15 protein-coding genes are annotated in these 12,506 nt (G+C 62.1%); 8 read left to right on the plus strand and 7 right to left on the minus strand.

Annotated elements, in window-relative coordinates:
• Window positions 1-268: DNA repair protein RecN (locus FBR05_12530; protein MDL1873004.1), on the minus strand; the 268-nt coding region annotated here is incomplete at its 3' end.
• 111 nt (window positions 269-379) lie between these two features.
• Between FBR05_12530 and FBR05_12535 the strand changes: the two genes are divergently transcribed.
• From FBR05_12535 to FBR05_12545, 3 genes are read left to right on the plus strand one after another with little or no spacing between them, the layout of a single operon-like run.
• The gene (locus FBR05_12535; GenBank protein MDL1873005.1) at window positions 380-1,624 is read left to right on the plus strand and encodes a replication-associated recombination protein A; all 1,245 of its coding nucleotides are present in this window, start codon (window positions 380-382) and stop codon (window positions 1,622-1,624) included.
• Window positions 1,621-2,691, plus strand: a complete 1,071-nt coding sequence (locus FBR05_12540) for a universal stress protein (protein MDL1873006.1) — start codon at window positions 1,621-1,623, stop codon at window positions 2,689-2,691. The genes FBR05_12535 and FBR05_12540 overlap by 4 nt, the downstream gene beginning before the upstream one ends.
• A complete protein-coding gene (locus FBR05_12545) occupies window positions 2,688-3,284 on the plus strand; it encodes a DUF1287 domain-containing protein (GenBank protein MDL1873007.1) in 597 nt (198 codons plus the stop codon). The genes FBR05_12540 and FBR05_12545 overlap by 4 nt, the downstream gene beginning before the upstream one ends.
• A 15-nt stretch (window positions 3,285-3,299) precedes the next feature.
• Here FBR05_12545 and FBR05_12550 read toward each other — a convergent pair whose 3' ends face one another.
• From FBR05_12550 to FBR05_12565, 4 genes are read right to left on the minus strand one after another with little or no spacing between them, the layout of a single operon-like run.
• A complete protein-coding gene (locus FBR05_12550) occupies window positions 3,300-3,617 on the minus strand; it encodes a hypothetical protein (GenBank protein MDL1873008.1) in 318 nt (105 codons plus the stop codon).
• Window positions 3,610-4,008, minus strand: coding sequence for a lactoylglutathione lyase (gloA, locus tag FBR05_12555; protein MDL1873009.1), 399 nt, complete (start codon window positions 4,006-4,008; stop codon window positions 3,610-3,612). The genes FBR05_12550 and gloA overlap by 8 nt, the downstream gene beginning before the upstream one ends.
• 3 nt (window positions 4,009-4,011) lie before the next feature.
• Window positions 4,012-4,737: an O-methyltransferase gene (locus FBR05_12560; protein ID MDL1873010.1), complete on the minus strand. Its 726-nt coding sequence runs from the start codon at window positions 4,735-4,737 to the stop codon at window positions 4,012-4,014.
• Window positions 4,694-5,884 carry a hypothetical protein gene (locus FBR05_12565; protein ID MDL1873011.1) on the minus strand — a complete coding sequence of 397 codons (1,191 nt, stop codon included), beginning with the start codon at window positions 5,882-5,884 and terminating at the stop codon, window positions 4,694-4,696. Before FBR05_12565 ends, FBR05_12560 begins: the two co-directional genes overlap by 44 nt.
• A gap of 85 nt (window positions 5,885-5,969) precedes the next feature.
• Here FBR05_12565 and FBR05_12570 point away from each other — a divergent pair, with 85 nt between their 5' ends.
• Window positions 5,970-6,845, plus strand: a complete 876-nt coding sequence (locus FBR05_12570) for a hypothetical protein (GenBank protein MDL1873012.1) — start codon at window positions 5,970-5,972, stop codon at window positions 6,843-6,845.
• A gap of 253 nt (window positions 6,846-7,098) precedes the next feature.
• Window positions 7,099-8,031: a hypothetical protein gene (locus tag FBR05_12575; protein ID MDL1873013.1), complete on the plus strand. Its 933-nt coding sequence runs from the start codon at window positions 7,099-7,101 to the stop codon at window positions 8,029-8,031.
• Between the two features lies 1 nt (window position 8,032).
• On the opposite strand, the gene FBR05_12580 is transcribed toward FBR05_12575, so the two are convergent.
• Both FBR05_12580 and FBR05_12585 read right to left on the minus strand, forming a co-directional pair.
• Entirely contained in the window at window positions 8,033-8,542 is a 510-nt protein-coding gene (locus tag FBR05_12580) for a hypothetical protein (GenBank protein MDL1873014.1), read from the minus strand.
• A gap of 1 nt (window position 8,543) precedes the next feature.
• A complete protein-coding gene (locus tag FBR05_12585) occupies window positions 8,544-8,807 on the minus strand; it encodes a hypothetical protein (protein MDL1873015.1) in 264 nt (87 codons plus the stop codon).
• A 105-nt stretch (window positions 8,808-8,912) separates the two neighbouring features.
• On the opposite strand from FBR05_12585, the gene FBR05_12590 reads away from it, so the two are divergent.
• The 3 genes from FBR05_12590 to FBR05_12600 all read left to right on the plus strand — a co-directional run.
• Window positions 8,913-10,040, plus strand: a complete 1,128-nt coding sequence (locus FBR05_12590) for a c-type cytochrome (GenBank protein MDL1873016.1) — start codon at window positions 8,913-8,915, stop codon at window positions 10,038-10,040.
• Between the two features lie 69 nt (window positions 10,041-10,109).
• Entirely contained in the window at window positions 10,110-11,030 is a 921-nt protein-coding gene (locus FBR05_12595) for a sugar kinase (protein MDL1873017.1), read from the plus strand.
• On the plus strand, window positions 11,027-12,506 hold a 1,480-nt coding region (locus tag FBR05_12600; GenBank protein MDL1873018.1), incomplete at its 3' end, for a methylmalonyl-CoA mutase. The genes FBR05_12595 and FBR05_12600, both read left to right, overlap by 4 nt.

The raw sequence follows: 12,506 nt of genomic DNA on the forward strand, positions 1-12,506 counted from the left end.
CTTCGGGCACTTCCAAGCTGGCCTCGGAGAGGAAGGACTTCAGGGCGGCGTTCTTGCCCAGCTCGAAGACCGCGGTCACCACCGCCTCGTCGGCCCCGGCGCGGACGGTCTCGGCGTCAGCGCGCTCGCCCAGGGCGAAGGCCAGGGCCTGCAGGAGGATGGACTTCCCCGCCCCCGTCTCGCCGGAGATGACGTGGAAGCCCCGGTCGAATTCGACCTTGACCGACTCGGCGATGTTGAAATTTTTGATATGGATCTCGGCGAGCATGGCGCGACCCTCGATGGGGCTGGGATAGCCGAGGCGGGGCAAAATGTCGATGGATTTATGGCCGAAAAGGCCGTTGCTTGGGCCCCTTCCCTTGTACTAAATCCTATAGATATGACCGATCTCTTCGAACACGCCGCCGAGCGGGAACTGCAGCAACAGGCCCCGCTGGCCGAGCGCCTGAGACCGCAGAGCCTGGACGAGGTCGTCGGCCAGCACAAGCTGCTCGGCCCCGAGGGCCCGCTGCGGGTCTTGATCGAAAGGGATCAGCTCCCCTCGATCATCCTCTGGGGTCCCCCGGGCAGCGGCAAAACCACCCTGGCCCGGGTCATCGCCCATCACACCCGCTCCAAATTCCAGGCCCTTTCCGCCGTGCTCTCCGGGGTCAAGGACCTGCGGGAGGTGGTCGAGGCGGCCAAGGCGGACTTCAAATTTTCCCGCAAACGCACCATCGTCTTTATCGACGAGATCCATCGCTTCAACAAGGCCCAGCAGGACGCCTTGCTGCCCCATCTCGAGGCCGGCACCATCACCCTGATCGGCGCCACCACCGAAAACCCCAGCTTTGAAGTGATCGGCCCCCTGCTCTCCCGCGCCCGCGTCTTCGTCTTGGAGGCCTTGAGCGAGGAAGATCTGAAGGGGCTTTTGCAGCGTGGAATCCATTCCATGGGCGTGCCGGTGGAAACCGAGGCCGAGGCCCTGCTGGTCGAGTACGCCGCCGGCGACGCGCGGCGCCTGCTCAACACCTATGAGATCGCCGCCAACTTGGCCGGAAAATCGGGGCGCGTGGACGTCAAGACCGTCGAGCAGGCCGCGCAACGCAAGACCTTGCTCTACGACAAGAGCGGCGAGGAGCACTACAACCTGATCAGCGCCTTTATTAAAAGCATGCGCAACTCCGATCCGGACGCCGCGGTCTACTACCTCGCCCGGATGTACGAGGCCGGCGAAGACCCGCTTTTCCTGGCCCGGCGCATGGTGATCTTCGCCAGCGAGGACGTGGGATTGGCCGACCCGCAGGCGATCCAGGTCGCGATCGCCGCCATGCAGTCTTATGATTTCGTGGGCCGGCCCGAGGGCTGGATCCCGCTCAGTCACTGCGCCGTCTACCTGGCCCTGGCCCCGAAGGACAACTCCAGCTACATGGCCTACCAGAACGCCAAGGCGGAGATCGAGAAGTCCGGGCCGCTGCCGACTCCCCTGCACCTGCGCAATGCGCCGACCAAGCTGATGAAGGAGCTCGGTTACCATAAAGGCTACCGCTACGCCCACGACGACCCCAAAGCGGCGCAGGAGATGGATTGCCTCCCGGAGAAACTGCGCGGCCGGAAATTCTTCCGCAAGAAGGGTGAGGCATGATCCCCTTCTACTACCGCGCTTATAAATATTCTTGGAACGAAGACCGCTACCGCACCCCGGGCGTGGACGGCCCCAAGGCGGTGCCGGAGCTAGGCTCGGACGGCGTGGCGTTGGCGCCGCAATCTTTTCCCGAGGCGGCCCCGCTGAAGGGCAGGCCTGAGGCCTCCGCCGAGGCCAAAGCCTCCGGGGCAAAGATGCCGGAAAGCGCTTATGTCGGCGCTCCGCCGTCTCCTTACGCCGACCCTCTTCCTCACCCTTTCCATATCCCCACCCAATGGGATTCCAAGGCCGTCCTGCGCGCCCTGGGTGCCCCTAAATGCTTGGTAGGTTTGGACCTTTGGGCCTTGGACTGCGGCATCCTCGACGCCGCCGAGGCCCTGGCGGAAAAATATTCCGCGCGGCTGTTGCTCGCGCACATCCACGCGGAGACGGAGGCCGACCCGGAGGGCGAGGAAATCCTGCGGCGCCTGCGGGGCCTTCACGCCCCCTACGAATACCACTCCTTCCCGGGCTCCCCGGCCGAGGTCCTGTTGAGAGAGTCCCGGCTACAGCAGGCCTCGCTGATCTTACTGGCCACCCACGGCAGGAAGGGAAAGGAACGGGTCCTCCAAGGAAGCGTCGCCGAAAGGGTCCTGAAACAGGCCGACATCCCGGTGCTCATCCACCGCCCCGGAACTCGCTGGCCCCGGCTGAAAAAGATTCTACTGCCTTTTGAAGACCTGACCGGCGCCCAGCCAGCCCTGGGGCCCGCGATGAAACTCTGCCGCGGCTTCGGCGGAGAACTTTGGATGCTGCACGTTCGGAAAGACTCGGAAAGACCCTCGGGAGAGGGAGACAATGCGAAGGATTTACCCGCAGGGCTGCCGCAGGAACATTCCGAAATCCGCGAGATCGACGCGCGGGGCGGAATCCCCCAATCCATCGCCGCCTTCGCCGAGGCGGAGGACATCGACTTGCTGGTCATGCCCTCGCAGCGGGAAGACCCCTCGAAAACACTCCTACCCGGCGGCGTCACCGCGCAGGTGGCGCGGGAGGTTCACTGCTCGGTATTGGTGGTGCCCAAATGAAACGTTTCGCCGCTTGTTTTTTACTGACCCTTTTTGTGTGGATGGGAAGTCTCGGCAGCCGAGGTCTCGCGGACTCGAAGCCAATGCTGGCCCTGTTGGGCAACGCCCTCGAGCAAACGCGGCAAACCCTCTATTACGACTCCGCATACACCAAGCTACCCTTCCCGGGCGGCGACGTCCCACTCGAGCGCGGCGTCTGCACCGACGTGATCGTGCGCGCCTTCCGCGCCGCGGGGGTCGATCTGCAGGTCGAGGTGAACCGCGACATGAAGAAGAATTTCTCGGCTTATCCCAAGATATGGGGTCTGACGGGGCCGGATACAAATATCGACCACCGCCGCGTCCCCAACCTGATGAAGTTCTTCGAACGGAAGGGAAAGTCGCTCCCCGTCAGCGACAAGCCCGAGGATTATCTACCCGGCGACGTCGTCGCCTGGCGCCTGCCCAACGGGCTCTACCACATCGGCCTTGTCTCCAACCTGCCGTCTTCGGATCCGAGGCGTTTTCTCGTCATTCACAACATCGGACAAGGGACCAAGACGGAGGACGTCCTGTTCGCCTTCGAGCAACTCGGCCATTATCGCTATTTCTAGGCGACCATTCGAGGTTTAGGATTTCTGCGAGGCAGGGGCAAAATTCCGATAAGCCATCTGCAATTCATCATTTAAACACTCGATAGAGACGCGGACCAAGAATTGCACCACCGCCTCCGATTCGAGGTGATTTTCGAGCGAGCCGGCATCGCGCCAAAGGATCTGCAGTAAAAATCTCGCCGGATTCTCGAAAGACTGAAAGCAATCGTACTGAAGGCACCCCTCCTCCTCGCGACATTGCAGAGTGAAATGGGTCAGACATTCTTCCAAAGGCTTTTCCCGACCCGGACGGGCTTCGAAAACCACTAAGTTGGACCAGGCCGCCTCAGTCACGCCGCTCGCCCTTCGGCCCCAAGAGCTCGATGCGGTAGCCGTCGGGGTCCTCGACGAAGGCCAAGACGGTGGTACTGTGCTTCATCGGCCCCGGCTCGCGCACGATCTTGCCGCCGCGCGCGCGGATCGTCTCGCAGGCCTTGTAGACGTCCTCGACCTCGATCGCGACGTGGCCGAAGGCGCCGCCCAAGTCGTAGCGATCGGTGTCCCAGTTGTGGGTGAGCTCGAGAACGGTATTTTGCTCCTCGTCGCCGTAGCCGACGAAGGCCAGCGTGAACCTGCCGTCCGGATAGTCCTTCTTGCGCAGCAGACGCATGCCGAGGACCTCGGTGTAAAATCGCAACGAGCGCTCGAGATCGCCGACGCGGAGCATGGTGTGGAGGATGCGCATGGTTCACCTCTTCAGGCTGACGCTGACCCCGTCGCGGACCGGGAGGATCGTCGAAAACAGGTCGGGATGGGCGTAGATCCGTTCGTTGAACTTGCGAATTCCCTGCGTCTCCTTCGAGCGATCCTCAGGGTCGAGGATGCGGCCCGACCAGAGGACGTTGTCCGCGATGAACAGGCCGCCGGACCTCAGCTTGGGCACGCCCATCTCGAGGGCCTTGGGGTAATCGTGCTTGTCGATGTCGCAGAAGATCAGGTCGAAGGGCCCCTGGTAGCGATGGAAGCTCTCCAGGGCGCTGCCCACCTCGTAGATCACCTTGTGCCGCAGCTTGGCGCGCTCGAGGAAATTCATCCCGCGCTCGGCCTTCTTCTTGTCGAATTCCGTGCAGATGATCTGTCCGTCCTTAGGCAGCGCCATCGCGACCCAGAGCGCGCTGTAGCCGAAGCCGCTACCCAGCTCGAAGACGCTCTTGGCCCGCGAGACCTTCGTCCATTGGTAGAGAATACGCCCGACTAGGGGCCCGATAATGGGGAAGTCCTGCTCGAGGGCCAGGGCCTCGATCTCGTTCATCAGCTCGGAGGTCTCCGGCGTGAGCTCTTTGAGATAGGCATCGATTTCGGGGGAGGGAAATTCCACGGCCCTTAAATTACCAAGCCGCCAGGGATTGAAAAGGGAAAAAATCCATCGGCTAAAAGGTCGGCGTGGGCGGAAAATCCGCGGGAAAGGCCACATCGGAGGGTTGGGCGGGGCGCAAAAACCCCTCGCCCCCCACGTCGATGCCCAAATCCAGGCAGTTCTGGCGCGGAACTTCCAATCCGGTCGAGATGCGAGCGCAGACGTTTTCCCCGGAAAGGCGCAGGCTGCCGTCCGTTTCCTGGAGGTTGAAGGTGCCGCTCCAAAAATCGAAGTCGTCCAAAAAGCCCCCGATGTATTGGACGATCCCCGGACCTTCCTCGGGATCGGGCTCGCTGCGCATATCCAATTTGACCGACTTCTTCAGGGTCTCCTTGCCCAAACCCGGCCGCGGGCTCTCCTGTTGAACGTCGGCGTGGACGAGGTCCAGCGTCGGCTCGCCGGTTTCCCGATGGAAGCCCTGGTCCTGGACGAAGAATTCCGTGCTCTTGAAGGCCGGGTCCGCTTCCTCGCGATGCTCGTAGAAAACGCCGAAGGCGAGGTTCTCCGGAGCCGTTGCCTCGCCCGTGGTGACACCTAAGCGGAAGCTGCCGTTGCCCGCGTTCTTTTCATCCACCGGCGTGGCGGGATCGTCCCGAGTCGCATAGCGATCGATGCGACCCGCCGAGAAACGCTCGAACTCGGTCTTGCCCACGTCGCGCAGCCAGATGCGGTAGCAGACGGGGCCCAGCTCGCCGACCGGGGCCTCCGAGGGGCACTCCGCCGCCTGCGGCGCGCATCCGACGGGGCAGGTGCAGCCGGTGCAGCCCTCCGTCGCGCCGTCCCCGTCGAGGTCGAAATCGGAAAAATCGATCTTCACCGTCACCACCACCTCCGGCGCGAAGGTCATGGGCCCCTCGAAGTTCCTCACGGTGGGACTGACGGGCACCTGTAGGTCGGCCAAGGGGCCCAGGAAGCCGTCCAACAAAAAGTTGAAGGCGTTGAAGGTGATAGGCCCCAGGGAAATGATATCTGAAAAATTGTCGATGGTCTGGACCTTGGGCCTCGACACACCCTTCAGCGCCGCAGCGCTCCCCGCGCCGCCGAGCGCCTGAGAGACATCGATTCCGACGCTCTCCGGAAAGCTCACCACCGCGGGGATCTCGCTCACCGGAGCCGGCGGTCCTCCCGCGGAGAGGCATCCGGTTAAGGAAAAGGCCAGGCTTAACAACAAAAGCCAAGGCAGCAGACGAGCGTAGCGTTTCATACGAGCTTTGAGGATAATTAGGCTTCAGGCCGATAACGCATCGGCCCGTACCTTATAAAAATACTATGATCGGGGGATTATAGCCATGGGGCAAGTGCTACGTCGTTTCTTCCTGACATGGCTATTCGTCCTAGGGACAGCCCCGCTTGGCTGCGGAAACTCGAATCCAGAACCCTGCATTGCAGGCGCCCAAGCCGAGGACCTGGATTGCGACGGCGTCTTGAAGTCGGAGGACAACTGCCCCGAGACCTTCAATCCGACCCAAACCGATTCCGACGAGGACGGCGTCGGCGATTTGTGCGAGCCCGTCCCTTGCGGCGACGGCGTCTGCGATCCCGAGGGCGGCGAATGCGATGTCTTCGATTACTGCGTGGCCGACTGCAGTCAAAGCCTCTGTTTCGGCTTGGCCGAGGGCGAGACCTGCGGCGACGGCATCTGCCAGCCCTTGGCGGGGGAATGTTCGAACGCCGATCCCTGCCTGCAGGATTGCCCGGACGAGTTCTCCTGCTTCCCCGGGACCTGCGGGGACCGCCTCTGCCAACCCTGGGAGGACGACCCGGAAGAGCTGGCGACCTTTTGCTTCGTCGATTGCATCTGCCGGATCGAAAAACCGGTGACTGACGAGTGCCGCGGCAACGTGGATTGCCTGGACCAACCGGGGACCGTCTGCGGGCCGGAGGGTTTTCCCGAACCGCCGCCGGGCGAGGAGACGCCGGACTTCCGACAAATCGCCTGCGAGTGCACGACCTGCGGCAACACCGTCCTCGATCCCGGCGAGGGCTGCGACATCAGCGCCGGGCTCGCCGGCGTGGAAGGGTGTTTTTCCCAAGGGGGCCTCTGCGAGGAATTCTCCTGCGAGTGCCTGTTGCAAGAGCTCGACTGCGGCGACGCCTTCGACAACGACGGGGACGGTATGACGGACTGCGAGGATCCCGACTGCGCGGGAATGCCGGGGTGCTGACCTCCTCCAGTCCTGGGTTTTCTCTCCTTCTCCTTCCAATATGTCTGGGCTTTCCGTAGCCATCTACAGCCATTGAAAACTGTCATTACTTTACATTTTGTGACTTAGGCGTCGGACGCCCGCATGGCCTAACCACCGGACCAATTCAGGAAAAATCATAAAATACAAATACTTATTCCTTGGAAGCCTTGGCATTTCGATTGCTTATCTTGTTATTGGGGAAATGGGTTCGGGCAATAAGAGGTGTAGGGACATGACTCCGATCCAAATCGATTTTTTCGATCTCGCCGTCCGCGCGCGGGAGACCGCTGAAGAGCTGCTATTCGGGCCCATCGCAAAGGCCAAACCGCCTGCCACAAAAGACAAGGCCGAAAAGGCCAAGGAAGCGGCCGAGCAAAAGCGCGCCATCGAGTTGGTGAAAAAGCACCACCACCAGCTGATGAAGCGGCTGGAGGAGTATCGAAAAAAAATGGAGGTCGAAACCCCCGCCCAAAGCGGAGAGCAGAAAAGCCCTTCCCCTTGGGATAAAATTCGCGAAGGGGTCGAGCTGGGGGCCGTGATTTTTTGCCCCTATTTCCTTCCCCTCAGCAAAGTCGCGCAGAATATCGCGCCCGCGCTTCCCTTCCGAGTCGAATTTTCCTTCGAGAACCTTAAGGCCGGCCTGCGCGAGTTCAACCGCCGCGCCGAGGAAGGCCGCGCCGCCTTCCAAAAATCCATCGAGGGCGCGACCTGGAATCCGACCAGCCTCGAGGAGCTTTCGCAAGGGAGCCTCTTCGTCATCGAGCAGGACGCCCTTAACGAGATCGTCGCTTTGGCGATCGCGGACGGACCCGCCGCGAGCAAGGTCCGCAACGTCCGCGTCGAGATCGACGGCGACCGCCTCAAGATCAAAGGCGAGTACAAAACCAAGCTGATGTGGGTCGACTTCTCCGCCATCCTGGAGTTTGAACAGAAGAAGGGACGCTCGGAAGGCTCGCTCAAGAAGATCGAGGCCGCCGGGATCGACCTGGGGGATTGTTTTAAGGACGACATCCTCGGCGCCTTCGCGCGCTTCGGTTTCCCGCCCCCCGAAAACGCAGAGTTGAAAGATCTATCTTGGGTCTCCCTGCCCGGTATCGTCCGCTTCGAGATCACTCGCGACAAGGTCGTGATCGAGCGCGAGGCCCCCGGAACCGGACCCAGCTAGGCTATTTGAAATACGGAATCCGGCTCAGCATCAGGCCCACATAGGCCGCGGCCGTCATCAGGAAAAGATTCAAGATCGCGATCGAACGCATGCGCCCGACCACCTTGTCGACCAGCTCGGCGGGGACCTTGTCGTCCATCGCCTTCTCGCCGGTGCCGGTGATGCGCAAGGCGAGGCCGAAGCTCTGGTAGGCGGCGAGGATGTAGACGACGAAGAAGATCAGCAGCTTGACGATCAACACCGTCGAGACGTCGGAAAAATATTGCAGGCCCAGGACGATCTTGTAGTCCGTCAGGCGGATCGCGCCCGACACGACCATCAGCGACATCGTGAGCAGAAAGGTGATGTGGTAAAACTTGGCGTGGCGCCGCAGGGCCACCAGGCGCTCCTCCCCTTGCATGTGCTTGTTGATCATGGGCACCGCCGCGAAGGCGAAGTAGAAGGCGACGCCCATGCCGAGGGTCCAAATGACCAGGTGGGAGAGGATCAATAGATAGGACTGCACGTTCATACTAAGCCTTCGCCTCCGGGGCCGGCGCGGCACCCTCGCCCTTGCCCTCGAACTTTTCCACGATCTCGACGCAGAATTTTTCCATCCGGTACATGTACATCATCGCCAGGATCTGGGTGAACATCCACAGGAGCAGCGTCCCCAGGACCCAGCCCAGATGGCTGCCCAGGCCGGAGAGGCTCTTCTCGAGGTGGATCCCCGTCACGAGCGAAATGCAAAACAGGACGAAGGTCGCCAAATTGAGGACGTTCAGCAGTATTTTCACGACGTGGCCTCCCACCCGATAACCTCACCAACAAAGGATTTGGGATTTCGGGGGAGAGCGTTATAATCCGAGCTGTTAGCGGTCAAGCCTAAAAGGAGGAGACGAATGTCCAAACGCATGTTCCGCGCCGGCGCCCTGCTCGCCGCGCTCTTCTTTGCCTCGCAATGCGCCAAGAAAGAGGAGGCCAAGCCCCCTGCGCCCGCCCCGGCCCCCGCCGCCACGGCGCCCGCGCCGGCCGCCCCCAAAAAGAAGGCCGCCGACGGCTCCCAGCCCGCGATGGGCGCCCCCTTCGTCCGGGTGCCCCTCGGCCTGGACCCCGACCTGAACATTCCCAAGGACAATCCGCTCACGCCCGAGAAGGTCGAGCTGGGCAAGCTGCTCTACTTCGACAAGCGGCTCTCCAAAGACGTCACCATCTCCTGCGCCACCTGCCACGACCCCAAGCGCGGCTGGACCGACAACCAAGCGGTGTCGGCCGGCATCCACGGCGGCATGGGGACGCGCAGCGCGCCCACCGTCATCAACTCCACCTATTACTTGCTGCAGTTCTGGGACGGCCGCGCCAAGAACCTCGAAGAGCAGGCCCTGGGCCCCATCGTCAACCCCGTCGAGATGGGCATGGCCTCGCATGACGAGATGATCTCGACCTTGAGCAACATCCAGGCCTACCGACCGCTCTTTCAAAAGGCCTTCGGCGACCCCAACATCACCAAGGAAAAGGTCGCGATGGCGATCGCGTCGTTCGAGCGCACGGTGCTGGGCGGCAATTCCAAGTTCGACCGCTACAGCAACGGGGACAAGACGGCGATGAACGAATCCGAGATCCGCGGCCGCGAGCTGTTCTTCGGCAAGGCCAATTGCACGCGCTGCCACGTCGGCAGCAATTTCAGCGACAGCGACTTCCACAACCTGGGCGTCGGCATGAAAAAGCCCAAGCCCGACTGGGGCCGCTACGACGCGACCAAGGAAGAAAAGGACAAGGGCGCCTTCAAGACCCCGACGGTCCGCGACATCACCAAGACAGCTCCCTACATGCACGACGGCTCGGTCGCCACCCTCGAGGAGGTCGTCGAGCTCTACGATCGCGGCGGCGAGCCCAACAAGTGGCTGAGCGAGAAGGTCGTGAAACTCAACCTCACGGCGCAGGAGAAAGCCGACTTGGTGGCCTTCATGAAGGCCCTGGACAGCTCGCCCTACCCCTCCGTGGAGGAGCCGAAGGAATTCCCCCAATAGTCCCGACTCCCGTCGGGACGAGGATTTTGGGTTGAATTCCCCCGCGCATTTTCCTAGGGAGCAGGGGCTATGTCCCTGACCGTCGTCGGCACCGTCGCCCTGGATACCGTCGAGACCCCCTTCGGCAAGCTCGAAGAGGGCCTGGGCGGCTCGGCCACGCATTTCGCGGCCTCGGCCACCTTTTTCTGCCCCCTCGCCTTGGTGGCGGTGGTCGGGGCGGATTTCCCCGAGGCCCACCTCGATTTCTTCCGCTCGCGCCCCATCGACCTGGCCGCCCTCGAGCGCCATCCCGGCAAGACCTTCCGCTGGAAGGGGCGCTACGAGCACGACCTCAACGTCGCCCACACCCTCGACACGCAGCTGAACGTCCTGCTCGACTTCAACCCGCGGCTGACGCCGGCGATGCGCAAAAATCCCTTTTTGTTTTTGGGCAACATCGACCCGGCCATCCAGCTGCAGGGCATCGAGCAGATGGAGGGCAAGCCCTTCATCGCCGCCGACACCATGAACTACTGGATCAGCGGGCACCGCGAGTCGCTGCTCAAGACCTTGAAACGCGTCCACCTCCTGCTGATCAACGAGGCCGAGGCGCGGCTTTTGGCCGACACGCCCAACCTGGTCAAGGCCAGCCGAATCATCCGCGAGATGGGCCCCAAGACCCTCGTCATCAAGCGCGGGGAATACGGCGCCCTGGTCTTCCACGGCGACGAGGTCTTCAGCGCCCCCGCCCTCCCGCTCGAGGAGATCCTCGACCCCACCGGCGCCGGTGATTCCTTCGCGGGCGGCGTGCTGGGCTACTTGGCCAAGACGGGGGACTTGAGCTTTCGCAATTTAAAGAAGGCGGTGATCTACGGCAGCGTGATGGCCAGCTTCATCGTCGAGAAATTCAGCATGGATAGGCTGCGCGACCTGACGAACGCGGAGATCGAGGGGCGCTACCGGCAGTTTTGCGAGCTGGCGCATTTCGAGGCCGCCCCCACAACTTTATGACGAAATTCGACGACGCCAAAAAAAACTGGGAAGAAAAAACCCTCAAGAAGAACCTCGAGAAGAACCCCGAGGCCAAGCCCAAGTTCGAGACCACCTCCGGCATCGAGATGCAGCGCCTCTTCACGCCGAGCTTTCCGGCGGACCCCGAGGCCGAGTACCTCGAGAAATCCGGCTTCCCCGGCCAATTCCCCTTCACCCGCGGCGTCCAGCCCACCATGTACCGCGGCCGGCATTGGACGATGCGCATGTACGCCGGCTTCGGCACCGCCGAAGAGTCCAACGAGCGCTACCGCTACCTCATCGCCAACGGCGGGACGGGCCTCTCGGTGGCCTTCGACCTGCCCACGCAAATGGGCTACGACAGCGACTCGCCGCGGGCCATGGGCGAGGTCGGCAAGTCGGGCGTCGCCATCGACTCGCTGGAGGACATGGAGATCCTGTTCAAGGAAATCCCCCTCGACAAAGTCAGCACCTCGATGACCATCAACTCGACGGCCTCGATCCTGCTGGCCCTCTACATGGCGGTGGCCGAGAAGCAGGGCGTCGCATGGAGCGCTCTCAACGGGACCCTCCAAAACGACATTCTGAAGGAATACATCGCACAAAAGGAGTTCTTGTATCCACCGCGGCCCTCGATGCGCCTGGTGACCGATGTCGTCGAATTCGCGGCGCGGCAGGTTCCGAAGTACAACCCCATTTCCATTAGCGGGTACCACATCCGAGAAGCCGGCTCCACCGCCGTTCAGGAGTTGGCCTTCACGCTCCGCGACGGCATGGAGTATGTCGATTGGGCGCTCCAACGCGGCCTTGGGATCGACGAATTCGCCCCCCGCCTCAGTTTCTTTTTCAACGCTCACAACGACTTCTTCGAGGAGATCGCCAAGTACCGCGCCGCCCGCAGAATGTGGGCCCGGGCCATGAAGGACCGCTACGGGGCGCGCGACGAACGTTCCATGAAGCTTCGCTTTCATACGCAGACGGCCGGCTGTTCCCTCACATGGCAGCAGCCGTACAACAACGTCGTACGCACAGCCATCCAGGCGCTTGCCGCCGTCATGGGCGGGACACAGTCGCTTCATACCAATTCGCTCGATGAGGCTTACGCCCTGCCAAGCGAACAAGCCGTCACGCTGGCGCTCCGGACTCAGCAGATCATTGCCTGCGAGACGGGCGTCCCCGCTGTGGCCGACCCTTTGGGGGGCTCTCATTTTGTTGAAGCACTCACTGATGAAGTCGAGCGCCGCGCCAGTGAGTACATTGACCGCATTGATGCCATGGGCGGGATGATCGCCGCCATCGAGCAGGGCTACCCGCAAGCAGAAATCGCGGAGGCAAGCTACAACTACCAACGCGAAGTCGAACGGGAAGAGCGCCTCATCGTCGGCGTCAACTGCTACACTCAGCCAAACGAGCCCGGGCTGGAGACGCTCCGGATCGATGAAACCGCCGAGCGCGCTCAGACTGCCAAACTCCGAC

This window comes from Deltaproteobacteria bacterium PRO3, from assembly GCA_030263375.1.
Classification (GTDB): domain Bacteria; phylum UBA10199; class UBA10199; order DSSB01; family DSSB01; genus DSSB01.